Source organism: Lysobacter sp. 5GHs7-4 (assembly GCF_021284765.1).
GTDB lineage: Bacteria > Pseudomonadota > Gammaproteobacteria > Xanthomonadales > Xanthomonadaceae > Lysobacter.
The window spans coordinates 3504669-3531129 of the sequence record NZ_CP089924.1; the positions used below are offsets into that span (position 1 = coordinate 3504669).

General features: G+C 65.7%; 21 protein-coding genes and 2 tRNA genes. 6 read left to right on the top strand and 17 right to left on the bottom strand.

Features of this window, described 5'->3' with window-relative positions; genetic code table 11:
• Positions 1-300: 300 nt before the first annotated feature.
• Both LVB77_RS15885 and uvrB read right to left on the bottom strand, forming a co-directional pair.
• A tRNA-Val gene (locus LVB77_RS15885) sits at positions 301-375 on the bottom strand.
• A gap of 134 nt (positions 376-509) precedes the next feature.
• Positions 510-2543, bottom strand: coding sequence for an excinuclease ABC subunit UvrB (gene uvrB / locus LVB77_RS15890; RefSeq protein WP_232907052.1), 2034 nt, complete (start codon positions 2541-2543; stop codon positions 510-512).
• Positions 2544-2692: 149 nt separating this feature from the next.
• On the opposite strand from uvrB, the gene LVB77_RS15895 reads away from it, so the two are divergent.
• From LVB77_RS15895 to LVB77_RS15910, 4 genes are all read left to right on the top strand, one after another.
• The gene (locus tag LVB77_RS15895; protein WP_232907053.1) at positions 2693-3229 is read left to right on the top strand and encodes a GspH/FimT family pseudopilin; all 537 of its coding nucleotides are present in this window, start codon (positions 2693-2695) and stop codon (positions 3227-3229) included.
• A 67-nt stretch (positions 3230-3296) separates the two neighbouring features.
• Positions 3297-3373, top strand: a tRNA-Asn gene (locus tag LVB77_RS15900).
• 365 nt (positions 3374-3738) lie between these two features.
• On the top strand, positions 3739-3978 hold the full coding sequence (locus LVB77_RS15905; protein WP_232907054.1) for a hypothetical protein: 240 nt from the start codon (positions 3739-3741) through the stop codon (positions 3976-3978).
• Between the two features lie 287 nt (positions 3979-4265).
• Positions 4266-5096, top strand: coding sequence for a serine protease (locus LVB77_RS15910; protein WP_232907055.1), 831 nt, complete (start codon positions 4266-4268; stop codon positions 5094-5096).
• A gap of 775 nt (positions 5097-5871) precedes the next feature.
• Here the strand turns inward: LVB77_RS15910 and LVB77_RS15915 are convergent.
• The 11 genes from LVB77_RS15915 to LVB77_RS15965 all read right to left on the bottom strand — a co-directional run bounded on the left by LVB77_RS15915 (position 5872) and on the right by LVB77_RS15965 (position 20496).
• A complete protein-coding gene (locus LVB77_RS15915; RefSeq protein WP_232907056.1) occupies positions 5872-6030 on the bottom strand; it encodes a hypothetical protein in 159 nt (52 codons plus the stop codon).
• Between the two features lie 6 nt (positions 6031-6036).
• Positions 6037-6852 carry a hypothetical protein gene (locus tag LVB77_RS15920; protein ID WP_232907057.1) on the bottom strand — a complete coding sequence of 272 codons (816 nt, stop codon included), beginning with the start codon at positions 6850-6852 and terminating at the stop codon, positions 6037-6039.
• A 319-nt stretch (positions 6853-7171) separates the two neighbouring features.
• On the bottom strand, positions 7172-7897 hold the full coding sequence (locus LVB77_RS15925) for a hypothetical protein (RefSeq protein ID WP_232907058.1): 726 nt from the start codon (positions 7895-7897) through the stop codon (positions 7172-7174).
• Between the two features lie 250 nt (positions 7898-8147).
• Positions 8148-8558, bottom strand: a complete 411-nt coding sequence (locus LVB77_RS15930; RefSeq protein WP_232907059.1) for a type IV pilin protein — start codon at positions 8556-8558, stop codon at positions 8148-8150.
• A gap of 22 nt (positions 8559-8580) precedes the next feature.
• Entirely contained in the window at positions 8581-12444 is a 3864-nt protein-coding gene (locus LVB77_RS15935; protein ID WP_232907060.1) for a PilC/PilY family type IV pilus protein, read from the bottom strand.
• An 11-nt stretch (positions 12445-12455) separates the two neighbouring features.
• Positions 12456-12929, bottom strand: coding sequence for a PilX N-terminal domain-containing pilus assembly protein (locus tag LVB77_RS15940; RefSeq protein WP_232907061.1), 474 nt, complete (start codon positions 12927-12929; stop codon positions 12456-12458).
• A gap of 12 nt (positions 12930-12941) precedes the next feature.
• Positions 12942-14213 (bottom strand): PilW family protein, encoded by a 1272-nt coding sequence (locus tag LVB77_RS15945; RefSeq protein ID WP_232907062.1) that lies wholly within the window; start codon positions 14211-14213, stop codon positions 12942-12944.
• Positions 14210-14692: a type IV pilus modification protein PilV gene (gene pilV / locus LVB77_RS15950; protein ID WP_343226238.1), complete on the bottom strand. Its 483-nt coding sequence runs from the start codon at positions 14690-14692 to the stop codon at positions 14210-14212. The genes LVB77_RS15945 and pilV overlap by 4 nt, the downstream gene beginning before the upstream one ends.
• Positions 14692-15228: a GspH/FimT family pseudopilin gene (locus LVB77_RS15955; RefSeq protein ID WP_232907064.1), complete on the bottom strand. Its 537-nt coding sequence runs from the start codon at positions 15226-15228 to the stop codon at positions 14692-14694. The genes pilV and LVB77_RS15955 overlap by 1 nt, the downstream gene beginning before the upstream one ends.
• Before the next feature lie 504 nt (positions 15229-15732).
• Complete coding sequence (gene ppnN, locus LVB77_RS15960; protein WP_232907065.1) at positions 15733-17112, bottom strand: nucleotide 5'-monophosphate nucleosidase PpnN; 1380 nt, start codon at positions 17110-17112, stop codon at positions 15733-15735.
• A 123-nt stretch (positions 17113-17235) separates the two neighbouring features.
• Positions 17236-20496 carry a TonB-dependent receptor gene (locus tag LVB77_RS15965; RefSeq protein ID WP_232907066.1) on the bottom strand — a complete coding sequence of 1087 codons (3261 nt, stop codon included), beginning with the start codon at positions 20494-20496 and terminating at the stop codon, positions 17236-17238.
• Between the two features lie 434 nt (positions 20497-20930).
• On the opposite strand from LVB77_RS15965, the gene LVB77_RS15970 reads away from it, so the two are divergent.
• Entirely contained in the window at positions 20931-23342 is a 2412-nt protein-coding gene (locus tag LVB77_RS15970; RefSeq protein WP_232907067.1) for an autotransporter domain-containing protein, read from the top strand.
• A 34-nt stretch (positions 23343-23376) separates the two neighbouring features.
• Here the strand turns inward: LVB77_RS15970 and LVB77_RS15975 are convergent, their stop codons facing one another.
• Genes LVB77_RS15975 through grxD form a run of 3 tightly spaced genes read right to left on the bottom strand, consistent with a single transcriptional unit; the run spans position 23377 to position 25045 of the window.
• Positions 23377-23973: a YhgN family NAAT transporter gene (locus tag LVB77_RS15975; protein ID WP_232907068.1), complete on the bottom strand. Its 597-nt coding sequence runs from the start codon at positions 23971-23973 to the stop codon at positions 23377-23379.
• Entirely contained in the window at positions 23970-24728 is a 759-nt protein-coding gene (locus tag LVB77_RS15980) for an SDR family oxidoreductase (RefSeq protein ID WP_232907069.1), read from the bottom strand. The genes LVB77_RS15975 and LVB77_RS15980 overlap by 4 nt, the downstream gene beginning before the upstream one ends.
• Positions 24725-25045, bottom strand: a complete 321-nt coding sequence (gene grxD, locus LVB77_RS15985) for a Grx4 family monothiol glutaredoxin (RefSeq protein ID WP_055902796.1) — start codon at positions 25043-25045, stop codon at positions 24725-24727. Before grxD ends, LVB77_RS15980 begins: the two co-directional genes overlap by 4 nt.
• 170 nt (positions 25046-25215) lie before the next feature.
• Between grxD and LVB77_RS15990 the strand changes: the two genes are divergently transcribed.
• Positions 25216-25794 carry a Fe-Mn family superoxide dismutase gene (locus tag LVB77_RS15990; protein WP_232907070.1) on the top strand — a complete coding sequence of 193 codons (579 nt, stop codon included), beginning with the start codon at positions 25216-25218 and terminating at the stop codon, positions 25792-25794.
• Between the two features lie 103 nt (positions 25795-25897).
• Here the strand turns inward: LVB77_RS15990 and LVB77_RS15995 are convergent, their stop codons facing one another.
• A complete protein-coding gene (locus LVB77_RS15995; protein WP_232907071.1) occupies positions 25898-26452 on the bottom strand; it encodes a DUF2314 domain-containing protein in 555 nt (184 codons plus the stop codon).
• Positions 26453-26461 lie beyond the last annotated feature (9 nt).

Here is a 26461-nt window from a genome sequence, read left to right on the forward strand (position 1 = left end):
GAGCCGGACGCAAGAAAAAAGCGCCGCGAGGGCGCCTGCGTGGGCGGCAGCCTCGGACGGTTCAACGATGGGCGCAGGTAGTGTCCATGTCGCACGCTAGGCCAGCCGTCGGGCGGGCCACCTCATTCGCGGGACGCGGCCGGATGCCGCGTCGATACCGCTAATAGTTGGGGACGAACGGGGCCAAGTCAACGAGAACGCGCCTACGCGGGGGCGGGCCAGGGCCCAGGCCGGGTCCGAACGCCCCGGAACGCCGAAAACAGAAAGGCCCGGCTCGCGCCAGGCCTTTCGTCACCGAATTGGTGGGCGATACAGGGTTCGAACCTGTGACCCCTACCATGTCAAGGTAGTGCTCTACCGCTGAGCTAATCGCCCGTCGCCGAACTTGCCGATCTTACCGGCGTGAACTCCCCGGCGAGGGGCGCGCAGTGTAGCCCAGCGGCGCGCGGCCGACAAGCGCCGAACGCGCGCCCGGCGGCACCGCGGGCGCACCGCCCCGCGCGCCGCGCTCAGGCCGCGAAACCCGCGTCCTTGAGCTTGCGCAGCTGGTCGCGCACCGCCGCGGCCTCCTCGAACTCCAGGTCGCGCGCGTGCTGGTACATCTGCTGCTCCAGCGCCTTGATCTTGGCCGAGAACTGGGCCGGGCTGAGCGCGGCGTAGTCGGCCAGGGTGTCGGCGACCTTGCGCGTCTTGCCGCGCCCGCGCGCGGTCTCCGACGGATCGGCGCGCGCGCCCTCGAACAGGTCCACCACCGCCTTGGCCACCGATTTCGGGGTGATGCCGTGCTCGGCGTTGTACTCGACCTGGCGCGCGCGGCGGCGGTCGGTCTCGTCGATCGCCGCCTGCATCGAACGGGTGATCTTGTCGGCGTACAGGATCGCCTTGCCGCGCACGTTGCGCGCGGCGCGGCCGATGGTCTGGATCAGCGAACCGGTCGAACGCAGGAAACCCTCCTTGTCCGCGTCCAGAATCGCCACCAGCGACACCTCCGGCATGTCCAGGCCCTCGCGCAGCAGGTTGATGCCCACCAGCACGTCGAACTTGCCCAGGCGCAGGTCGCGGATGATCTCCACGCGCTCCACCGTGTCCACGTCCGAATGCAGGTAGCGCACGCGCACGCCGTGCTCGCCCAGGTACTCGGTGAGATTCTCGGCCATGCGCTTGGTCAGGGTGGTGATCAGCACGCGGTCGCCCAAGGCGACGCGCTCGTTGATCTCGCTCAGCACGTCGTCGACCTGGGTGCCGACCGGGCGGATCTCCACCACCGGATCGATCAGGCCGGTCGGGCGCACCACCAGTTCGGTGATCTGGCCTTCGGACTTGTTCAACTCGTAAGGGCCGGGCGTGGCCGAGACGAAGATCGCGCGCGGCGAACGGCCTTCCCATTCCTCGAACTTCAGCGGCCGGTTGTCCAGCGCCGACGGCAGGCGGAAACCGAATTCGACCAGGGTTTCCTTGCGCGAACGGTCGCCTTTGTACATCGCGCCGATCTGCGGCACGGTCACGTGCGACTCGTCCACCACCAGCAGCGCGTCCGGAGCGAGATAGTCGAACAGACACGGCGGCGGCTCGCCGGGCATGTGCCCGGTCAGATGGCGCGAGTAGTTCTCGATGCCGTTGCAGTAGCCGACTTCGGCCAGCATCTCCAGATCGAACTGGGTGCGCTGGGCCAGGCGCTGCGCCTCGACCAGCTTGTTCTGCGCGTACAGCTGCTCCAGGCGCACCCGCAACTCGTCCTTGATCGCGTCGATCGCGTCCAGCACGGTGCGGCGCGTGGTCACGTAATGCGATTTGGGATAGATGGTGAAACGCGGCAGCTTGCGCAGGCTCTCGCCGGTGAGCGGATCGAACGCGGTCAGGTTTTCTATCTCGCCGTCGAACAGTTCGACCCGCACCGCCTCCATCTCCGATTCGGCCGGATGCACGTCGATGACCTCGCCGCGCACCCGATAGGTGCCGCGGCGCAGTTCGGTGTCGTTGCGCGCGTACTGCATCTCGGTCAGGCGGCGGATCAGCTCGCGCTGGTCGATGCGCTCGCCGCGCACCATGTGCAGCACCATGCGGAAGTATTCGTTGGGATCGCCCAGGCCGTAGATCGCCGAGACCGTGCACACGATGATGGTGTCGCGGCGTTCCAGCAGCGCCTTGGTCGCCGACAAACGCATCTGCTCGATGTGTTCGTTCACCGAGCTGTCCTTCTCGATGAAGGTGTCGCTGGAGGGAACGTAGGCCTCGGGCTGGTAGTAGTCGTAGTAGCTGACGAAGTACTCGACCGCGTTGTGCGGGAAGAACGCCTTGAACTCGCCGTACAGCTGCGCGGCCAGGGTCTTGTTCGGCGCCATCACCAGGGTCGGCTTCTGCACCGACTGGATCACGTTGGCGATGGTGTAGGTCTTGCCCGAACCGGTCACGCCCAACAGGGTCTGCTGCGCCAGTCCGTTGTCGAATCCGGCGACCAGCCGTTCGATCGCGAGGGGTTGGTCGCCAGCCGGCGAATACGGCGCGACCAGTTGGAAACCAGCGGGATGAATGAGTTCGTTCATGGCCATCGGCTGCGGTTGATCCTCAAGTGTACCCAGACTGCGCGCGGCGCGATCGGGCGGTTTTCCTACGCGAACCGACGGACATTTCCGATGGTTCCGCTACGGCCCAGCGCCGACGCTGTCGTCTCCCCCGAATGGAATCGGACGACATGAACACAGGACAACGGCGGCGTGCGCGCGGCCATGCGGCAGTGGAGTATTTGCTCGGCCTGGGCCTGCTCAGCGGCGGTCTCGGCCTGGGTGCGCCGCTCATCGAGGACGCACCGGAGCGCCATACGCTGTCCAGCACCCTGCACTCCTTCGGCGCCGACGTCGCCTATGCCAGAGATGCGGCCGCGACCCTGCGGACTCAAGTCGTGCTGTGCCCACGCGCCGCGGACGGCCGCTGCCGTCCGAACGGGCGCTGGGAATCGGGCTGGCTGGTGTTCGTGGACCGCGACGGCGATCGCCGCCCCGACGACGACGCGCCGCTGCGTGAGGTCGTGTTCGCGCGCCCCACGCTCAGCCTGCGCTCCACGTACGGCCGCCCACTGCTGCGCTACGGCCGCGGCAGCAATGATCCCGGCCGCGGCCAACTGCTGCTGGCCTGCCGCGGCGACGCCCTGCTCGGCGCCCTGCGCATCGACGCCGCGGGCCGGGCGCGCACCACGCTGCCCAAACACCCCTCACGCTGCCCGCCGCCGTGAAACAGGTGCGCAAACACGCGTCCAGGGCTTGACCCTCCGGGAGGCTCCCCCTAGGATATGCGTCCCCGCCCGAATAGCTCAGCCGGTTAGAGCACTTGACTGTTAATCAGGGGGTCGTTGGTTCGAGTCCAACTTCGGGCGCCAGATACATCAAAGGCTTGCGATCTTCGCAGGCCTTTTTTGTTGCCTGCAGGCAGGAAAATTCGGTTTGACTCAATGACTTCACAGCGAGCAACTGGAGTGACGTACGCTGGGCCGCCAGCGTAGAAACCTTACTCACGGACGCATCTGGCAACCTCGTCGAGATCCACTGCCAGATTCGGGACATGACTCGCTGCCGCCCTCAGATCGCCTGATCGCTGAGCCCGGTTATATGCCAGCTTGTTAGCAGTAGCCGGCAGTCCTAAGATCGATTAGTAACATAGGGATAGCGCCCCATACGGCGCGCTGCGGATAAGCCGTATGGCCGGACACCAGGCTCTAGTTATTAGGTAGTTTGGGCTCACACCATGAATATGCAGCAATTCCTACAAAAAGTCGTTGCAGGCCAGACCAGCTTTGATCCATCCAGTGATTCGGAGGCAGCCCTCCGCGACTTTCAGCTTGTCGCAGCACTGATACTCAAAGCCGAAGAGTTTGGCTACGTAACCGATGTCATTCCCCATCAAGAGTCGGATAGCGGCAATGACTACTACGACACAGTGGTTGTTGGAGGCATTACCAAGAGTGGACGCCAGGTCGCGGGGTGACCGCTAACAATTTACTCAAGCCCAACTCGCTTCGCAGGTCGGCATAGTTCAGGCGATAGAGCACACACGGAGCAAGACGCATAGTGGAAGTTCTAAAAGCGACATACGGCCCTAGAGAGCCGGGAGCCAAATGGCAAATCGTCGCATTAGGTTCGCTTCAAGCAAATCCTGTAACCGCTCAAGAGTTCGGCCTTTCACGGGTCAGGGACGGTGTCCACCTTGCAGGGCAAACCTCCTTCGGCCCGATCTCGTATTACTTGGGTCAGAGCGTCGTTCCCATAGTCGCAATGTCGAACGATCTGTCGTGGATGAAGTGCATCGGCACAGGGTTCTTCGTTAGCTGCTCTGGGCTACTCGTTACCGCAGCACACGTGATCGCCGACCCAATCGAGAGTGACTATGCAGCATCCCGAGAAGTGTCCAATTCCACGTGGCAATCAGATGCCGTGACACTTGGGGTGATGATCCCTACGAACCCCATCATGGAAGCTAGTGGATATGTCTTTCGTCACCTTGAGTGGGCCACCTTTCTAGCTGAAAAGACCGACTCTCCGCTTCCTTTCCGGCGTTCGCACCTCAAGCTAAACGCGGACATTGCCATTTGCAAAGTCCGACAACCAGATGCGCGAGTCCCGTATCAGCCTTTGGCCCTAATTCAGAAGGGAATCCGAGGTTTTGGAGCCGTCATTGGAAAGAATGCTACCGCTATTGGCTACGGCGAGATGAAAGATCACATCCAGCTCAAGATTGATGGGGATCAAGTTCATTGCGACCTTCCGTTTCAGCTAAACATTTCAACAGGCGTCATACTGGAACACTTTGCAGACAACGCCATTAGTCGCGCATCACCCTCTCCCGGCCCTTGCTTTTCCGCATCTCTGCCGCTGCCACCTGGCATGAGCGGCAGCCCGATCTTTGATCATGAGGGAATCTATGTGCATGGTGTCGCGAGCATGGGCTTGTCGGATTCCGATGGCCCCACGGACCATGGCTATGGCTCAATGCTATCCCATGCAATTCAACTGCCAATTCCCGGGCTGGCGGGCAGCAGCCTTGCCGACGTCACGCGGGCAGGCAGAGACGGCATGATGATCATGCATGGTCCAGGAGACATGTAGGGTGCGCCTAACATTTCGTTCAACTCAGGCGTTCCTCAGCGCGTGCTCCTGGTCGAACGCTGACACGATGGGAAAGTGGTGTACGAAAGCAACCCGGGCGGCAAACGGCAGCACCCGCATCGATCTTAAGAGCCGGGAAAATTGAGCACCGACCACGACGCACCAGGCATTCCATAGGAGATGGCGGGAAAAGCACTCCCACTAACCTATTGCTTTTAAAGCTCAGCGGCTAGAACTGTTAATCAGGGGGTCGTTGGTTCGAGTCCAACTTCGGGCGCCAAAATTCAAAGACTTACGCAGCAATGCGTAGGCCTTTAATTTTACGTCCGACGTAAAATTCGTCTCACAAACGAAGAGACGAGACATCGCTGCACTCAAGCTCGACTTTGAGCCAAAGCTCGCTCCTGCCTCATTGGCTCTCGTGCGACTACAAGATGCCGGCCCTCGCGCTCGCTGTTCGCGCAGGCGCCTGGCCCCGCTGGCCGGCAGCCGATCGATGCACGGCAGCGGCTGTGGCTGCGGTGATAGCGGCCGCCATCCGCGGCGCTGGCTAGCAGCAGGTCGACGGCGCTGCAGCGCGATCACCGCCAGTGCCGGCGATGGTCAGTACCAAGTCGATTATGGCCTCAGCCCATGCGCTGGCCCGCAGTTGCGGCGGCGCTGCATGAGCTCACTACTGCCTGCGACAGGTGCAACAACACCGACCACCGTCACACCAAAAAAACCGCCGGCAAACTGTCCGTGTAAGGTGCTTACTGCAGACGGCTGCACTCAGTCAGTACAGGACGCCTTTCAAAAAGTGAAGCAGGATCGCCAAGACAACCGGCGTCAGCACAATCATGCGTTGTCGTTTGTCCTTGATGAAGTAGAGGGCCAGCGCGACAGAGAGCATCGCGAGGCAATACATGATGGCGAATAGAATCTCTCTCGGCATGGCAGCTTAGAACCCCCAACGCGTCGGGCCAGGATAGCTCTGATTGCAATTCCTGTGTCGCTGGTCGTGGCCGCTGCCTCCGGAGCGTATTAGTGCCCCTACAGCCAGCCCGCAGCCCACTGCGCCCAAGCCAGTCTCTGCTAGCGGGCATGTAGCGATAATTCCGCCCACTGCGAGCATGCCATCTACGTCCTCATCATTGGCGGTGTCGCATTCGCCCCTTCGCCATACTTCGAAGTAGTGCTTATCTTGCGCGATTGTTCCGGGGTCGTAAGTCAGGGAGTACCAGTTGTCGTGATAGTCGAAGCCGCGAATGCCCATTTGGCGAGAGAAATCGCCCACTTGGTAGTCGGGCTTGAAGTAGTCGGCACCACACGGAGACAACTCGCAAGGGCCACCGGCACCGCTCGGAGGGCGCCACTCGGTGGGGCCGATTACACGCTCCCAACCGCCAGGACGGTTTGCGGCCGCCCGCACGGAGTCCGCAAATGCATTTGCCGCTTGAATGTTGTTTCCCGCGTATGCCATTGCGACCTGTTGGAGAGGTGCATCAGCTTCGCCGAGCGAATTGCTCACATACACCCGATCCGTAGGAGCATCGTAGACCACATTGATCAATTGGCTCCCATCGCCAATTGTTATCGTGGTCTGCCTAGTTATCCCGTTTTGGGCTGTGTAGAGTCGATCAAGCTCGAACACCGGCACGTCAATCGGATTTTCGTGTTCCCAGTTGTCGCCGCCGCCGTCGCCGGCTCTAGCCGGGCCGTTGAATACCGTCGCAAGTAATACGGCCACTCCGGCCGCCTTCCAAAGTTTCTTCATGTCCGTATGACCCCAACTTAGCCGCACCTTCGGCCGGAGTAGTCGATCACACCGACTATCTGATATTCAAGGCGGAACGAGAGTGTAAAAATACCGCCAAAATTCGACGGGGAACCGCAGAAAGAGCGGGACTTCTTGGCTGATGCAGTCTCTATTTTGGGAGACTGGTCCAGCCATATTGTTCGAGTCCAACTTCGGGCGCCAAATACTGAAAGACCCGCGATTTCGATCGCGGGTCTTTTTTTGCGCCCGATTTTTGCGTCGGCTCAGGATGCCGCGACGATAGGCGCCGGATCGCAGAGCCGGCAGCTCGGCGTGTTCAGGACGCGCACTCGCAATCGCCGGCGAAAGTCTTGCAGCTCGCAGGCACCACCCATTGCTCGCGATAACCCTCGGTGTCCGGGGTCAGCCGGATCACGCCGCGCACGGCGCCGATGTACCAGCGCCCGCGGTGTTCGACGATGCTGGACGGCATCAGCCGCCACCACTGCATGTTGCGATGCAGGCGCGCGGTCTGCAGCGTGCGCAGGTCCAGACGGTTCACGCCCATCACCGACACCAGATACAGACTGCCGCCGCGCGTGTAGCCGGCCAGCGGCGCCTCGTCGAGCTTGAGCACCTGCTCGATCTGCCACTGACCGGTGTCGCGCGCACGCAGCCGGTAGATGGCGCCGCCACCGGCCGCGCGATCGGACAGGTCGGACGCGACGAAGATGTCGCCGCGATGATGCGCGAACGCGACCGGCTTGCTGTCCAGCAACGTGCGCCGCTGCCGCCCGGCATCGGTGACCCACTCCAGCGACCCGCCGGCCAGCCCGTGGTTGCGGCCGACCAATTGACCGCGCTTGCCGATCGCCCACACCAGGTCGCGGATCTTGGCCCCGGACTCGTGCGGCGTAAACGTCAACTGGCCCCCGCTCACGCGCGCGCTCCACTGCCGCTGGACCATGCTGGTGCAGTGCCATTCCACGCCCGATTGCGGCGGATCGATCACGGCCCAGGACGAGGACGCGCCGGCGAAGGCCAGAACGACGCCGGTCAGCATGAGGTTCGGGCGCCTGCGACCAAACGCGCGACGAAGCCCTTGCAGCTACAGCGCATCGTGGCTCCGCCGTCCCTGCCCCATCCCCCCTGATCGCTGTCCATGCTCCCCCGCTCCATCGCCGCCATGTTGCCCATCTTCTCAGAAGACGGGCGCGTCGGTTTCAACCGGGCACCACGGCTCGGCGCATCCCCACAAACAAACAGGGCCGCGGTTTCCCGCAGCCCTGTTCGCGTATCGGTCTACCTGGACCTTACCAGCAGCGCGCGATATCCGAAGTCGCCGCCGTTTTCACGCCGGCGGCGTTGAGCCCCAGGCTGCCGCACAGGGTGTCCTGCGTCTGCGGCCCTTGCGGCGTGGCCGTCAGAGTGAAGGTGTTGACGGTCTGGTTGGCGATGGCGATGTTGTAGTACGCGGTGCCCTGGCGCGGCGAGACGTTCATGCCGGCCGGGAGCGCGAAGCCCACGTAGGTACTGTTGACCGTGCGGAAACGCTCGGCGAGCTGGGCGATCTCGACCAGATCGGCCTTGGCCTGGCCGCGACGGGCCTTGCGCACGCTGTCCTGGTACGCGGGGACGGCGACGGCGACCAGGATGCCGACGATCGCGATCGCGATCATCAGCTCGATCAGGGTGAAGCCTCGGATGGCGTTGGAACGATTCATGTCTGCGCGCTTCCTGATTGCGTTAACGGACCTGACGCCACGACTGACGTCCGCACATGCCCCACTTGTACAGCGGCGGGCCACCGGCGGCCTGGACGATGCGCGAACAAGCCGGCATGCCCAGACGCGCAGCGATCTCCGCGGCGGTCGCGTTGGCCGGCAGATCCGGCGGCGGCGGCGGGCTGAAGATGTTCACGTCGGTGATCGGACCGCTGGTGTCGGCGTCCAGCTTCAAGGCGCCGGAGTTGCCGGACATCGGATCGGCCGTGGGCGACCCAGGCCGCACGCTGCTCATGTAGGCGCTGCCGCTGAGTGCGCTCAGGCCATAGAGCCAGTTGGTGCCGCCCGCCGCGCAGCCGGTCTCGGCCGCGTTGGCGCTGCTGGAAACGATAGGTTCGAAGGTCGGGAAGAAGAAGGTGCCGTCCTGGATGCGCGGACGTCCGACCATGCGCTCGCCGGTCTGCACGGGCGCCGCCGCGCCGGTCTTCACCGCCAGGTCCAGGAACCAGCCGGACTTGGTCAGGAAGTTCACCGAGTTCTGCGTGACCTCGCGGATGCCGTCGTTGGTGTCGTTGCTGAGCACCTGCTGGACCAGCGCGGTGGCGCGCGCCGCGGTGACGCGGGTGCCGTTGTCGACCACGCCGTAGACCGACTGCATGTCCTTGTTGTCGGAGTCGCCACCGAAGGAATAAGCACCGGTACCGAACAGGATCATCACGCCGCTGGACGGACCAGCCACGGCGTTGAGGCCGCCGGTGATGGGCTGGCGCTTGCCGTTGGCGTCCTTGGCGGTGAAGAAGGGCTTGTCGGCGCCGAACGCGACCGTGTTGGTGCGCAGGTCGAACTTCCAGATGTTGCCGTGCAGATCGCCGCCGTAGACGGTGTCGACGTAGCCGTCGCTGCCGGCGGTGAAGGTGCCGCCACCGGCCGCGTCGTAGACGTAACGGTCCAGCGCCATCACGTTGCCCATGCCGTTGGGATCGGTGGGCACGCCGGTGCCGGCGGCTTCGGCGACTTCGATGGTGACCACGGTACCGTCGAGCACGTCGACCACGAACAGCGACGCCTTGCCGCTGATGCTGCCGTAGCCGTTGCCGAAGATCGCCTTCCAGCGGGTGCCGGCCGAGGTGCGCACCGGCACGACCAGCGGCTTGCCCAGCACGTGACCGATGCGTTGGCCGGTGGTGCCGGTGACCTTGTCGTTGACCTCCCACAGCACGCTGCCGGAGTTGAACAGGCTGGGATCGGTCACGTTGAGGCCGAACACGCTGCGTCCGCCCGCGCCTGAGGCGCCGACCAGGACGGTGGACCAGCCGGTGCCGCTGTAGGCGTCGGACACGGTGACCGGGCCGTCGACAAAGTAGCGGTGCTGGAAGATCTGATCGCCCTTGCGGTCCGGGTCGTACGGGAACAGCAGGTTGCCCATGTGACTGACGGAGGTCGACGGGATGTAGCCGAACGACTCGCCGCCGTCGTCGCCACGGATGCCGTGCAGCATGCCGTCGTTGGCGCCGACGTAGACCATCGGCAGGCGGGTCTTCTTCGCCGTCAGGTAGGCTTCGTAGTTGTACGGGTCGTAGTCGGTGGCGTTGTTGCCGCGCAGCGTGGTGTAGCCGTAGTTGTCGAAACCCGACGACACCACCGGCGACGAATTGATGATGTCGCCCAGGCGGGTGGTGCGGTCGCGCAGCTTGCCGCCGTTCTTCTTCTCGCCCGTGTCCTGGCCGGCCAGGTAGGCCACGGCTTCGGATTCGCTCACGCCCAGCGTGGTCACCGCCGCCTTGGTGCAGGTCGCCAGCGTGTCCGAACACAGGGTCGTGAACACGTCGCCTAGATTGCCGGACGAGAACGACTTCACCACCGGCTTGATCGCGCCGCCGGTGGTCGTACCGAACAGCAGGTTGCGGCCGGTACGCGCCAGCTGCGCGCTGGCCTCCCACTTGGCGGTGAAGACGATCTGGCCGGCGGCGTTCACGCTCACCGAAGAGCCGTTGAGGCGGCTGTACCAGTCGGTGTTGTTGTTCTTGGATTCGTAGAACGGCACCACCGACAGCGAATTGGCCGAGATGCGCGCGCCGCTCAGGCCGGTGCTGCCCGACGGGCTGGCGCCGCCGGCGACCGAGGCCAGCACGCGGCGCATGGCGGCGGTGATGTCGGCCGGCGTGCGGGCGTTGATGTACTCGCCACGGGTGTTGACCGAGGCGTGCCAGATATCGTCGACGGTGGTCGGGTTGTCGTTCTGCCAGCCGGGCCAGGCCGGATTGGTCACGAACGGATCCTGCGCGACGTCGGGATTGAAGATGGTGCCGCGCGCGCCCAGGGTGATGCCGTAGAAATTGATGTGCAGGCGGCGTTCGCAATCCAGCTTCTTGCTGGGCGAGGCGTTCTTGCACTCGTCGGGCACCGGCACGCGGCCGCCGTTGGCGCCGAGTGCGAAGTTGCCGTCGGTGCGCAGCGGCACCACGCCGCCGGCCTCGGTGCCGAGGTAGTACTGGCTGACGATGTCGGCCATGGTGTCGGAGTTGCTGTCGGCGAACGGCGCGCCCATGTTGCCGTCGATGTTGCCGGTGGTGATGGTGCCGCCGTTGCTGTAGCCGTCGGTGAACAGCATCACCGCGTTCTTCTGGCAAACGCGCTGGACCGGAGCGCCGCCCTTGCCGTCGGCGACCGCGTCGGTACGCCGGAACTGGCTGGCCGCCGCGCTGACCGCCTGGCGGTTCGGCGTGCCGCCGCTGGCGCCGAGCGCGAACACGCCGTTGGTATACAGGTCGTCGCGACGGGCCTGCACGCTCATGTCCTGCATGTAGACGCGTTCGTTGGCGTTGCCGATCGGGTCGTTGAAGCTGCCGTTGGAGTTGATCGGGAAGAAGCCGACGCGCATGTCCTTGATGTCGGCCAGCGAACGGCTCATGCCCGCCACCATCGCGCGGTTGCGGTTGCCGTAATAGCTGAACCAGTTGGCGAAGTTCTGCAGCTGCGCGTTGAAGTTCGCGGTGGTGTCGAAGTTGCCCGCGGCGATGGTGTACTTCCACAGGTTGCAGCCGGTGCCGCAGGCGTTGGAAATCACCGGGCGCGACGTGGCGTCGGTCTTGTAACCCACCGGCTGCTCGGCCGCCGGCGTGGTCGTCTTCAAGTAGAAGGTCGCCGGGTAGTACTGCATGTACACGGTGGTGGTGCCGCCGTTCCAGGTCTGGCCGCCGGTGCCCACGGTGAAGGAGTTGCCGTTGACGATCTGATAGTTGGTGCCGGCCGGCATGAACATGCCGTTGCGCATCGTGAAGATTTCGGCCGTGGTGTAGCGGTTGGCCGCCAGGTTGACCGTGCCGGTGTTGCGCGGGTCGATCTTGGTGGCCGCGACCGAGGCGTTGCCGTTCGGGTTGGCCACGCTGTAGTCGTACGGCACCTTGGTCGGCGGCATCGACGAGGTCAGCCAGGCTTCGTACTTGACGTTCGGGTCGTAGAACGAGGGGTTGTAGTCCGGCGAACGCGCCGCGCCCAGCGAATCCAGCGGCGGCAGGCCAAGGAAGCCGCCGCCCGCGCGCGGGCCGGGCAACAGATAGAAGTGGTCGCAGCCGCCGTCGGTGCGCGGCTTACCGGCATTGGCGCCGGTGGTGTAGAACAGGCCGTAGGGCTCGCTGCTGCTGTCGCGGCCGAAACAGACCTCGCCGTCCTGACCCGGGAACATGGTCTGGAACGTCATCGAGCCCGAGTCGTCCACCGCCATCATGAAGGCCGGCGGCACGCCGTCGCCGCCCAGGTTCAACGGCGCCTGGGCGAGCGTGCCGGCACCCTGAGTGGTGGTGTTGGCGCTCAGGAACGGCGTGCGGATGCCGAGCACGACCAAGCCGGTCGCGGCGACGGTAAGAAGGATGCGGTTCGCGTTCATGGCCTGGGCCCTCAACGGCCGATGAAAATGGTGTCGACGACGGCGTCGGACGACGGTTCGGAGGCGCGGTCGCCGCGATAGGCGGTGATGCGGAAAGGCTGGAACACCTTCTCGCTGGCCGGGAACTCGCCGATGTTCAACTGACCGCCGCCGATGCATTGGTCGATGTTGCGCACGCGCACCGGCGTTTCCGGAGAACCCGCCGGCTGGATCGCGGCCTGCTGGCCGAAGACGGCCGGATCGAAATTGCCGCAGTCCTCGCGGCGCGCCGATGCGTTGGCCTGCGCCTCGCCTTCGCGCGCCAGCGCTTCGGCGCGCTGGAACGCCACGTTGGTGGCCAGATAGTTGGCCGACATGCGCTCCTGCATGGTCGCCACCTGCATGCCCGTGATGCCGAGCAGGGCCAGGATGATCAGGAAGATCAGCGCGACGTAGAGGGCGGCGCCTCGTTGCTTGCGCGGACCGTGGAATCCGGAACGGGTCATGGGCCTGTGTCCTCAGTTTTCGAACAGGCGGTTGCGCTGGGCAACGGTGGTTTCGTAGACGGTGCGGTAGAAGCCGTCGTTCTGCGGGGTCACCAGCGTGCCCAGCACCGACATGCGCTGCACCGCCGGGTCCATCTGCGCCGACACGGCGCCCTCGGAACTGCGCATCACCAGGCCGACCTGGACCGTGCCGATGCGGCGCCACAGCGCGGCGTTGTTGCCGTTGGGATTGGCCACGCCGCCGCCGACCTGGTTGGCGGTCCAGCTGGTGGTGACGTAACCGCTGGGCGGCTGGTTGGCGGCCACGACGCGGTCCTGGCCGTACAGCAGCTGCAGCGATTCCACGCCTTCGACCAGTTCTTCGCGGCGGTCTGCGCCAGCCGCGTCCAGGCCGCCGGCGGCATTGCGCACGAAGCGCGCGCGATACAGCGAGGGGCCGGTGGTGCCGGTATTGCCGGTGCCGGCGCCGATGCCGACGAAATAGACCACGACTTCGGCGCGGTACAAGGTCGACTTGGTGGCGTCGTAGAAGTCGCGATCGCCCATGAAGTTGGAGCGGTTCAGCGGGTCGGCCGCCGAGTTCACGGTGATGGCGCCGGTGCCGGGGTTCACCGCGCCGGCAAACACGCTGGCGCGCCGGCAGTCGCCGATACCGAACAGACCGGAGCCGCCGGTGGTGACGTCGGTGGTCGCCGGCGTGACCGTGCTGGTCGGATCGCCGCCGGTGAAGTTGGTCATGGCCGTGCCGATCGGCCAGAAATAGCGCAGCACCAGGATGTCGCTGCCCGCCACCGGCTGCAGACCGCCGATCTCGGCCGGCAGCGCCGGATTCCACTGGTTCACGTTGCCCAGCACCGGCGCGCCGGTGGCGAGGTTGATGGTGTCACCCGGCGAGGTGCTGACCGCCTCGAACCCCTGCATGCCGACGTCGAAGCGCAGCATGTAGGGCGCGTTCTGGAAGTTTCCGGCGATGCGGTCGGCCTGATTCAGGAACAGCAGGTTCAGGCCTTCCTCGGCCGGCACCGCCGCCTGCAGCAGCGCGGTGTCGTTGACGCAGCCCAGGTGCCCGGCCATGCGCAGGTCGCGTTCCAGCGAATCCATGGCGAAGCGCGCGTTCTCCTGCGCGCGGCCGATGCCCTCGGCCAGGCGGTAGGCCGAGCGCGAGGCCGACATCACCTGCACCAGGCCCAGCATCAGGATCATGCCGATCGCCAGCGCGACCATCAGCTCGACCAGCGACAGACCCTGCTGGGAGCGCTCGGAAATATGCGATTGACGAGTCATAGCCGTGTGGTCACCACGTAAGTCGATTGGGCCTGGCCCAGGGCGGCCTGGCTGAGGTCGTCGGCCCAGCGCAGGGTCACGGTCACCAGGTCGCCGTTGAACACCACCTGCCCCTGCCCGCCCGGCAGGCTGGAGCTGACTTCGCAGCGCCACACGTTCATGTTGGCGTTGAAGTCGATCGCCGCGCCGCGGCCGCAGCCGCCGGTGGCCGGCGCGGTCGGGAAGCTGTTGAAGGTCAGCGCCGTGTACTGGCGCGAGACCACGCGGTTGCTGCGCATCATGTCGATGACCTGATGCGACAGGTTGACCGCGGTGGTGCGGTGGTTGGCGCTCTGGGTGTAGCGGATGTTGAGCGTCTGCAGGAAGGCCAGGCCGAGCAGGCCGAAGGCCAGCACCAACAGTGCGATCAGCACCTCGATCAGGGAGAAACCGCCGACGGCGCGCCGCGACGGCGCCCGGGCGCGCGAGAGGGACCGGATCATGAGCAGCTTTCCTTCTGGATGCGCACCTGGCCCGCACGGCTGACCGTCAGGCGGCGCTGCTTGTTGGCCGCACCGGCGGCGCAGTCCACGGAGTGCGAGGTGAAGATGGCGTTCGCCGCCGGCGCGGTCATGCGGCCGCGGCGGTCGAAGACGATCACCGGCACCGCGGCGCCGGCCGAGGCCAGGGCCACCTGCGCCGGATTGCCCTGGAAGTAGCGGATCGCCGGTTCGTCGGCGGCCTTGGCGCCGTCGACGTTGGCGTCGTTCCAGACCAGCCAGCCGGCGCTCCAGTTGTTGCCGCAGGTGGCGCCGTCGGCACTGGGGCAGACGCCGCCGGCGCGGTTGCTGCGCATGGCCTCGCTGCGGGCCAGATTGACGCCGGCGATCATCGAATTGGACGCCGTGGCCAGACGGTTGTTGTTCAAGGCCTCGGTGAAGGACGGCCACGCCAAGGCCAGCAACACGCCGAGGACGGCGATCGCAATCATCAATTCCATCAGGGTGAAGCCCCGATTGGCACTTATCTTGGACATGCTCTCTCCCCAGCATTCACAAAAACGATGCTAAAGGAGCGCTTTTAAGTAGCAAGTCTTGACCGGACAGGCGGTCGAGCGGTGGGTATGGGCGTGCCAGGCGGCGTCAATTTGTGACGACGAACGGCGCACAAATGCGACCTGAATCCGAAGCGTCGCGGCACGATGCCCGAAATGCGCGGCTCGCTGCCGTTGGTCGCCGTCGACTGGGGAGGGCGCGAATGTGGCACGCGGACAACACGCGCCCTTAGCGAGTGGCTGCGAAACACAAATCATGCTGGCACATGTGGCGTGCCGACTTCGCGCAATGTTAGCGCCTCATGGCGCCTTGAGAATGCCGCACGCACGAACGGCGGCGGCGGCGGCGGAACGACCGGTGCCGCCCATGTACTGCGGGCACAACACGGTTTGCCGGATGCGTCCGCCCTGCCCCGCGCGCACGTGGCAACGGGGCTTAAACGGCAACGGCCCGATGCATCGCACCGGGCCGTCGCTGCCCTTGCCTCAGGTCACGACCCGATAGCAGGGCCGGTACTCGCCGGCGATCTTCATGCGGCGCTGTTCGACGAACGCGCGCAGCAGCGCGTCCAGCGACTGCATCATGTCGGCGTCGCCGTGGATCTCGAACGGGCCGAACTCCTCGATGCGGCGCATGCCGTCTTCCTTCACGTTGCCGGCGACGATGCCCGAGAACGCGCGCCGCAGATCGGCCGCCAGTTCGTGCGGCTTGCGGCCGTGGTGCAGGTCCAGCCCCGCCATCGCCTCGTGCGTGGGCACGAACGGGCGCTGGAACTCGACCGGGATGTCGATCGACCAGTTGAAGTAGAACGAGTCCTTCTGCGCGATGCGGTGCTCGCGCACCTTGCGGATGCCCTGCGACATGCGCTTGGCCACCGCTTCCGGGTCGCCGACGATGATCTCGTAGCGCGAAGTCGCCGCCTCGCCCAGGGTGAGGCGCAGGAAGCGGTCGATCTGCTCGAAATACGGCGCCGACGCGGTCGGGCCGGTCAGGATCAGCGGGAACGGCAGATGCGCGTTCTCCTCGCGCAGCAGGATGCCCAGCAGGTACAGGATCTCCTCGGCCGTGCCGACGCCGCCCGGGAACACGATGATGCCGTGGCCCAGGCGCACGAAGGCCTCCAGGCGCTTTTCGATGTCCGGCATGATCACCAGGTGATTCACGATCGGGTTCGGCGACTCGGCCGCGATGATGCCCGGCTCGGTGATGCCGATGTAGCGCATGCGGCGCTTGCGCTGCTTGGCGTGGGCGATGGTGGCGCCCTTCATCGGCCCCTTCATCGCGCCCGGGCCGCAGCCCGTGCAGATGTCCAAGCCGCGCAGGCCCAGCTCGTAGCCTACTTGCTTGGTGTAGATGTACTCGTCGCGCGAGATCGAATGGCCGCCCCAGCAGACCACCAGGTTGGGATCGGCCGGATGCAGGATGCGCGCGTTGCGCAGCAGGCCGAACACCGCGTCGGTGATGCCGTCGCTGCTCTTGAGGTCGCGGCCGCCGTCGGCCGCCAGCTCGATCGCCGTGTAGGCCAGGTCGCGGACCACCGCGAACAGCAGCTCGGCCACACCGCGGATGATCTCGCCGTCGACGAAGGCCATGGCCGGCGCGTGCGCCAGATCGATGCGCACGCCGCGGTCCTGCTGATGGACCTGGATGTCGAAGTCCGGATACAGCTCCCGCGCCGCGCGCGGATCGTCGGAGGCGCTGCCGCTGGTCAGCACGGCCAGCGCGCAGCGGCGCAGCAGGTCGTGCATGCCGGTGGAGGCGTCGCGCAGACGCGCGACCTCGTCGCGGGACAGGACGTCCAGCCCGCCCTTGGGATAGATACGTGCGTTCACCGTCGGCAGGGCGGTGGTGATGGTTGCGGTCATGCGTGCCTTCTCTTGGGTGTTCATCGTCGATTTTGGACAGTGACTCTAGCGCAGGGGTCCCCATAAAAGAAAACGGCCGGGTTTCCCCGGCCGTTTCCTGGTGTCGCAATGGCGGGTTTCCGCTTAGAACTTGTAGCGGAAGCTCACCTGGGCGGCCCAACGGGAGATGCCCTTGTCGTCGTAGATGTTCAGCGCGTCCGGACCGTTGTAGCGGTACACGTACTTGCCGGCATTGCCGACGCAGGTGCCGGTCAGCGGAGCGCCGCCGGCGCCGCAGATGCCGCCGTACTCGACGATGCCGCGGTAGCCCGGGAAGCCCATTTCCTCGACGCTGCCCCACTTCTTGTTGAGCAGGTTGCCGACGTTGAGGATGTCCAGGGCGATTTCGGCCTTGTGGCCTTCCATGAAGCCCGGGATCTCCTGCGAGATGCGCATATCGAACTGGTTGACCCAGCGGCCGCGCGCGGCGTTGCGCTCGGCGACTTCGCCCAGGTGCTGCTTGAGGTAGTCGTTCGAGTTGACGAAGGCCCAGAAGCCAGCGGCCTCGGCGGCGCTGCCGAACACCACGTCGGTCAGATCCTTCGGGATGTACAGCAGGTCGTTGGCGCGGCCGTCGCCGTTAGCGTCGTTGTCGAAGGTGTAGCTGTACGGGCGACCCGAACGGCCTTCGTAGAACATCGACACGCTGGTGTTGTAGTCGCCGAAGAAGGCGTGCTTCCAGCTGATCGCCGCGGTGAAGCGGTTCTTGATCTCGTAGCTGGAGGTGGCCGACACCTCTTCGTTGGACTGGAACACCGCCACGTTGCCCAGCTGCGAGCCCGAGGTCGAGCTGGTCAGCGGGCTGACTTCGTTGGCGTTGGTGTAGGTGTAAGCGAGCAACCAGGACCAGTCGCTGTCGTTGAACGGCTTGTTCAAGGACAGGGTCAGCTGCTGGCTTTCGCCCTTGCTGGTCGAACGGGCGATGATCGCGTCGTTGTAACCGCGGTTACGGCCCGAACGCGCATCCGTACCAGTACCCACGCCCAGCTGATTCCAGCTGTTCGGACGCAGGCCGTTGTTGGCGCCGGTGCTGTTCCAGAAGATCGCGCGGCCGTCCTGACCGATGTAGGTCGGGTTGCCGAGGTTCAGCTGCTGGTAGTAGATGCCTTCCTTGACCGAGGTCAGCACGACCTCAGCCGCACCGACCACGCCCCACCACGGCAGCTCGGTATCGAATGCCAGGTTGGCCTTCCACACCGACGGCTGGCCCAGGTCCTTATCGATGAAATCGACCGACTGCGTACCGCCGGTACCCGGGGTGAACTGGTTCAGCTGGTCGGCCGGATCCGGATCGAAGCGGGTGATGCCGTTGGAGAAGAAGTAGTCGGTGTACGACACGCCGTTGTTGGCGTACGGGTTGGCCAGCCACACGGTCGCGGCCGAGCCCTGGAACAGGCCGATACCGCCGCGCAGCTGGGTCGGGCGCTCGCTGTCGAAGGTGTAGTTGAAGCCGAAGCGCGGCGACAGCAGGCCGTTGCCGTCGATGGTGTTGTCGTTGCGCACGCCGAACGCGGTGGACGCAGCGGCGTTGTAGGTCGGCTTCTGATCGACCATCGGCTCGTCGTAACGCAGGCCGAAGGTCAGGGTCAGGTTGTTGTTGACCGCCCAGCTGTCCTGCACGAACAGGCCCAGATTCTTGAGCTTGAACTCAGCGGCCATGTTGTTGATGTCGCCGCCGCGCGGATAGAACAGCTGATAACGGCTGGAGATACCGCTCTCGAACGACTTGGCGCAGCCGGCACCGAGCGGACCGCTGGCCGTGTTGATGCAGTCGAAGGTGTAGACGCCGTTGGTACGGCGGCCGAACAGGTTGTAAACCTCGTTCTCTTCGTAATCCACACCGAACTTCAGGGTGTGGTCGCCCAGGAACAGGTTACCGGCGAAGAACGCGTTCTTCGTGGTGGTCTCCAGCACGTTGGCGTGGGTGTTCTCTTCGGTACCCAGGTTCAGGGTGGCCGAACCGATGCGGATCGCGATCGCCGGCAGGTCGGCCAGCGGATTGCGCACGGCCGAGTAGTCGCGGTACGAGATCTTGGCTTCGGTGGAGAAGTTGTCGGTCCAGTCGCTGAACAGCTGCGCGGTGTACGACTCCAGCTCGAAGTCGCGCACGTAGTGGTAGGTGTTCAGCGCAAGCGTGGTGTTGCCGAAACCCTGCAGGTTGGCGGTGTTCTGCTCAGACTTGCTGTAGCGGAAGCTGGCGCGGTGGGCGTCGTTGATGTTCCAGTCGATCTTGATGCCGTACTCTTCGGCTTCCGAGTTCAGCGCCGGCTTGGCCAGCGTGCCCGGATTGAAGCCCTTGAGGCCGGCGAGGCGGATGACTTCATCGATCTGCGCCTGGGTGATGTTGACGATGTTGGCCTCGCCCGAGTCGCGCGGACCGAAACCGGAGTTACCGGTGAACAGGCCCTTGCCCTTGTAGTTCTCGTAGTTGGCGAAGAAGAACAGCTTGTCCTTGATCAGCGGACCGCCGAAGGTCGCACCGTAGGTGGTCTCGTTGTCGAACAGCTTCGGACGGGTGTTGTTGCGGTTCTTGCCCGACCAGTCGCCGTCGCGGTAGATGCCGTAGAGCGAGCCGTGGAACTCGTTGGTGCCCGACTTGGTCACGGCGTTGATCACGCCGCCGGTGCCGCCGGAGATGGTGACGTCGTAGTTGGCGACGTCGACCGCCACTTCGTCGATGGTGTCCATCGAGAACGGCTGGCGCGGGGTCGGCAGGCTGTTGGATTCCAGGCCGAAGGAGTCGGCGGTGCTGATGCCGTCGACGCGGACCACGTTGTAGCGCGGGTTCTGGCCGCCGACCGAGATTTCGTTACGCGACTTGTCGGTCTGCGTCACGCGCGGGTCGAGGCGGACGTAGTCCTGCAGGTTGCGGTTGATCGACGGGAACGATTCCAGCTGCTGGCGGGTCACGTTGGAGCCGGCGCCCATCTTGGTCGCGCTGAACACTTCCGAGCCGCCGTAGGAAACGGCCTGCACCGATTCCAGCGTGGTGACCGAGTTGTTCAAGGACACGTCGACGTTGTTGACCTTGTCGAGGTTCAGGAACACGCCGTCCTGCGAGCCCGTGCCGGCGCCTTCCTTGCTGGTGGTGATGACGTACGGACCGCCGACGCGCAGACCGCGCGCGTTGTAGCGGCCGTCGGCATCGGTGGTGGCGCGGCTGACGGTGCCCGATTCGGTGTGGGTGATCGTGACTTCGGCGCCCACGACGGGTTGACCATCTGCGCCGACCACGCGACCGGCGACGCCGGCGGACGTGCTCTGCGCGAATACGGGCGCGGTGGCGAGAACGGCGAGCAGACCAAGCGTGAGCTTGGACAACCGGACGCTATTCGGATGGGTCATTACGATGGCCTCGTGAGCTTGGAAGACGTGGAATTCGTGGCGAGTGTCGGCGGGCGCCATGCGCCATACGCCGAAGATTGGTGGTGTTCCGCCCCTACCCGGGTGCAGCGCATGCGGCCCCGCCGGGTTAACAGCAGTTTAACAGGCTAGAGGGGCTATGTGACAGAGACGTGACCAACGTCAAACCTTGTCACAGCGTGATCTTTGCCCGGTTTGGCCGATCACAAACATGAACGAAACTGACCGAGGCGCCGGGGTTCCGGCGGCCAGTGGCCCGTCCCTGCGGCGGGGCGAATCTGCACAACGCAAGCGCTATAAATGTGCCGACGTTGCGTAGCCACGCCGCAACGCGCCCGGCGATGCGCCGAACCGGGTGAAGCCGCACCCGCCCTTCCCCCATACTCCCGTCGAATCTGAGGGGGCGGATCGGCCAAGTGAACGTATTTCTTTCGTCTGCGCGCCTCTGGCTGCTAGCCCTGGCCCTGCTGGCTTCGTGCCTGGCCGCCAGCGCCCATGCGCAGTCCCTGACCCCGTTGCCCGCCGGCACCGCGGGCCGCCCCTACTCGGCCACGCTGAGCGGTAGCGGGGGCACGCCGCCCTACTCCTTCGCGCTGGAGAATCCCTTCCCTTACGCGATGCCGTTCGGGCTGACGCTGAGCAGCGGGGGCGTCATTAGCGGCACGATCCGGGATATTCCGCATACGGGCACCTCGCAGTTCGCTGTATTGGCCACCGACGCCAACGGTGCGACCACCCGCACCGTCTATCAGATCGAGGTGGGTTTGGCACCCGTGGCCATCTCCCCCGCCGTGCTGCCGGCGGCGACGCAAGGCCAGCCCTATTCGCAGATGCTGGTCGCCTCCGGCGGCCTGGCCCCTTACCACTTCGTGTCGGTGGGCAGCGCCTGCGGCCCGCACAGTACGCCGTCCTCGGGTTGCGCCAACTTCTGGAGCGCCGGACAGCCCAATCAGTTGCCCGCAGGACTGCGCCTGGAGTCCAACGGGCTGATTACCGGTACGCCCACCACCTTCGGCGACTTCACCATCTACTTTCTGGTCTTGGACAACGGGTGGACCGGCCCGCTCAGCGGCGGGCTCTGGAGCGGCCTGCGCGGGGGATACCAAAGTGTCCGTATCCGTATCGAGCCGCATGTACTGACTTTGTCGCCCAGCGAGCTCCCCAAAGGCCGGGTCGGCGCGCCCTACGATCTGCAGTTGGAGACCAGCGGCGGCAACGCGCCTTACCGCTACTACGCCGACCATCTCGTCTATAGGGTCGACGGATTGAGCCTGAGCGAGAGTGGCCGTCTGAGCGGTATACCGACCCGGGCCGGCACGCATTACCTGCAGGTGCTGTCGGTCGAGTCCGGACCGCGCGGAGCCTCGATCTCGCGCCTGTACCCGATCGTAATCGAAGCTGGCGCCACCGCCGCGTCGCTTAGCGTGAACGCCGTAGCCGGGGCACCGACCACGGTGATGCTGACCGACGGCGCGACCGGCGGGCCGTTCACCGCGGCCAGCGTAGTGTCGATCGCGCCGACCCAAGCGGGCAGCGCTCAGATCGTGCAGATCGGCAGCGGCGCGGCGGCGCGCTTCGCCCTGACGTTCACGCCGGACGCCTACTTTTCCGGCGTCGCGACGCTGCGCTACACGCTCAATGCGGGAGCCGCCGTTTCGTCGCCGGGCAGTATCACCTTCAACGTGGCGCCACGCCCCAACCCCGGCCAGGACGCCGAGGTCCGCGGCCTGCTGCGGGCGCAGGCCGATAGCGCGCGCCGCTTCGCCAGTTCCCAGATCGGCAACTTCCAACAGCGCCTGTCGCGCCTGCACCGCGGCGACGCCGGCGGTTTCAGCAACGGTCTGAGCCTGAGCGCCCCATCGGCTTGCGCGCAGATCGACAGCCCCTGGTCGGGCCCGGCCTGCGATCGCGCGCGTTCGTCGGCCGACGCCACCGCCGCCGTGGGCAGCGCCGGCGCCGCGGATGCGCCGCAGGCCACCGCGGCAAAGCCCGACAGCGCGCTGGGCCTGTGGACCGCCGGCAGCATCCGCCGCGGCGACCGTGAAGGCCGCGACGGCAGCGCAGGCACCGATTTCGAAAGCGACGGCGTTAGCTTGGGCGCCGACTACCGCTATCGCGACGACCTAGCCTTCGGCGCCGGCCTCGGCTACGGACGCGACGACAGCGAAGTCGGCGACCAGGACAGCCGCAGCCGGGCGAAGGCGCTGACCTTGGCGCTGTACGCCAGCTATGCCCCGGGCGATACCTACTTCGTCGACGGCCTGCTGGGCTATCAGCACCTGTCCTACGAACTGCGCCGGCGGGTGACCGCGAACGGCGCGCTGGTCCGTGGCGATCGCGACGGCAGCCAGTGGTTCGGCTCGATCTCGGCGGGCGCCGAGCTGCGTCGCGGCGAACTGTCGTTCGTGCCGTACGCGCGGCTGGACCTGGCGCGCGCGCGGCTGGACGCCTACGCCGAACGCGGCGATCCGATCTACGCGCTGGCTTACGAAGATCTGACGGTGAAGACGTCCACCGCGAACCTGGGCCTGCGCCTGGACTACCGCCATCAGGCGGCCTGGGGCACGTTCTCGCCGCAGCTGCGCCTGGAGTACCAGCGCGATTTCCAAGGCAACGGCCTGGCGACGATCCGCTATGCGGACCTGATGTCGGGGCCATACTACGTGGCGCGGCTGGGCGACTTCGATCGCAACCGGCTGCTGCTCGGTCTGGGCGGCAGCTTCGCTCTACGCAACGACTGGTCGTTCCGGATCGGCTACGACACGCTGCTGGGCAGCGGCGGCGACAGCGATCGCAGCCTGCAGTTGAGTATCGACAAGCGCTACTGAGCGGTGCGCTGCGGATGCCCGCGGCGGCACGGCCTCAGGGCGGCGAAATCTGCAGATAGGTGCCCAGACCGTCCAGGAACATCTGCACCGAGATCGCCACCAGCAGCATGCCCATCAGGCGTTCGATCGCGGTCAGCGCGCGCCGGCCCAACAGCTTGTAGAGCAAGGTGGCCGAGAACAGGATCGCGGCAGTGGCGCCCCAGGCGATCATCAGCGCCAGGCTCCAGTCGCCCAGGCGCGTGGGCTCGTTGCTGCCCATCAGCATCACCGCGGCCATGCCCGAGGGGCCGGCGACCAGCGGGATCGCCATCGGCACGATGAAGGGTTCGCCGTCGGGGATCTCGCCCATCAGGCCTTCCGGCGGCGGGAAGATCATGCGGATGCCGATCAGGAACAGGACGATGCCGCCGGCGATCGAGACCGATTCCTGGCGCAAGTGCATCAGCTCCAGGGCGTACTTGCCGCCCCACAGGAACAGCATCAGCACGCCCAGCGCGATCAGCAGTTCGCGCGCCAGCACGATGCGCTGGCGCTTGGGCGGCAGCCCGCGCAGCAGGCTCAGGAACACCGGGATATTGCCCAGCGGGTCCAGGATCAGGAACAGCAACAGCGCGGCGGACGCAATGGTCACGGCGTCACGCGCTCCGGCAACGGATGCCAGACCTGGCCGCGGTGGGCGGCGCCGGCCGGCGACAACAGGGTCACGCAGGCGGCGGCGTACTCGGCCGGATCGCGCGCCTCGCGGTCGTTTTCTTCGACATAGGCCTTGCCGCGCAGCGGGGTGCGCATCGGCCCGGGCTGCAGGCCGGCCACGCGCACCGGCGAGTTGGCCAGTTCGGCATGCAGCATGCCGATCATCGCCGCCAACGAATGCTGGGCCAGGCCATAACCGCCCCAGTAAGCGCGGCCGACGCGGGCGGTGTCGTCCAGCGCGAACACCAGCGCCGAATCCGGCGCCTGCGACAGCAGCGGCAGGCAGGCCTGCGACAGCCACCAGCGCGCGGTGAGGTTGACGTGGATCGCGCGCGCGAACGCCGCCGGATCGGTCTGCAGCAGCGGGGTCAGACCGGGGAAGTCGGCGGCGCAGTGCAGCACGCCGTCGAGGCGGCCGAACTCGTCGCCAATGCGCTGCGCCAGTTCGGCGTAGTCGTCCGGCGCGGCGCCTTCCAGGTCCAGCGGATACAGCACCGGCTCCGGCCCGACCTTGGCCAGCGCATCGTAGACGCGGTTCAACTTGGCCGGCTTGCGCCCCAGCAGGATCACGGTGGCGCCGGCGCGCGCGCAGGCTTGCGCCGCGGCGGCGCCGAGGCCGCCCTGGGCGCCGCTGACCAGCACGACGCGATCGGCCAGGGCCTGCTCGCCTGCGGGTGCCGCGAGCGCGCTCACTGGCGCTGGGTCTCGCTGATCATGCGCGCCAGCTCGCCGGACTCGAACAGCTCCAGGGTGATGTCGCAGCCGCCGATCAGCTCGCCGTGGATGAACAGCTGCGGGAAGGTCGGCCAGTTGGAATAGCGCGGCAGGTTGGCGCGGATCTCCGGATCCTCCAGCACGTTGACCGTGTGCAGCACGGTCGCGCCGGCGGACTTGAGCGCCTGCACCGCGCGGCTGGAAAAGCCGCACATCGGGAACTGCGCGGTTCCCTTCATGAAAAGAACGATCGGGTGGCCTTCGACTTCGGCCTGGATCCGCTCCATAACGGACATGGGGGCAACTCCTGCAATGCTCTGTTGCGCCGTATACGTTCAGGCAACAGGGCGTGGGGATAGAATGCGCAATTGTAAGCCTTCACGGCAGCGGACACGCGACCCGGCAGCGGTAAGCGGGCCGACGCCTCCCCCTAGCCAGCCCCCAGAATCCAGCAAGGAGCCCGCCAATGGCCATCGAACTGCCCGCCCTGCCCTACGACCGCACCGCGCTCGAGCCGCACATCTCCGGCGAAACCATCGACTTCCACTACGGCAAGCACCACCAGGCCTACGTGACCAACCTCAACAACATGATCCCCGGCACCGAGTTCGCCGACATGTCGCTGGAGGAGATCATCCGCAAGTCGCAGGGCGGTGTGTTCAACAACGCGGCGCAGATCTGGAACCACACCTTCTACTGGAACTGCCTGTCCCCCAAGGGCGGCGGCGAGCCGAGCGGCAAGCTGGGCGAGCTGATCGCCAAGTCCTTCGGCGACTTCGCCAAGTTCAAGGACGAGTTCACCAAGGTCACCGTCGGCACCTTCGGTTCGGGCTGGGGCTGGCTGGTGCAGCGTCCGGACGGTTCGCTGGCCCTGGTCAGCACCTCCAACGCCGCCACCCCGCTGACCGGCGAGGACACCCCGCTGCTGACCTGCGACGTGTGGGAGCACGCCTACTACATCGACTACCGCAACGCCCGTCCGAAGTACGTCGAGTCGTTCTGGAACCTGGTCAACTGGGACTTCGTGGCGTCGAACCTGAAGTAAGCGACTCGCTCATGCAGTAAGCGAAACGGCCGGGGAGACCCGGCCGTTTTTCGTTGCCTGCGCCGCGCGACGTCCGCGAACGCAATGTCGTAGGCGTGCACGCCTAGTCGCAACTCAATCCGAACTCCTGTTTGAACGCCTCCGCCTGCTCCGGCGGTTCATGGCTCAGCAGCGCGCAGGCCGTGAAGTTGCCGTGCGCCGCGCCGCTGCTGTCGCGGTAAGTCCAGTCGACGATCTCGTCGCGCGCGAACGCGTAACGCTGGCCCATGCGCACGCGGTGCACGCGTTCGGGCTGGTTGTCGATGATGGCGGAGTAGCCCTGGGCGGTCTCCTCCAGATCGGACAGCCAGAAAAATTCGGTGTAGCCATCCTGCTCGATACCGACCTTGACCGAGAAGGACGACAGCTGCGGCGGCGGGTTCTTCTCCAGCTTCAGAAAACCGTCCAGCGACGCGCGCGCCTTGGCGAAGGCGGCGTTCATCGCGGGATCGCCGGTCGCGACCTCGGTCACGCTGTCCTCTTTCGCCCGTTCCAGCACGGTTTTGGCGCCGCTCGCTTCCGAACACCCGGCCAGCAACACGACGAGCAACAGCAGCTTGTGCATCCCTGCATCCCCCTTTTTTACTTGAGCGGCGCATGCCGGCGCAGCGCGCCGCATGCGACCGCA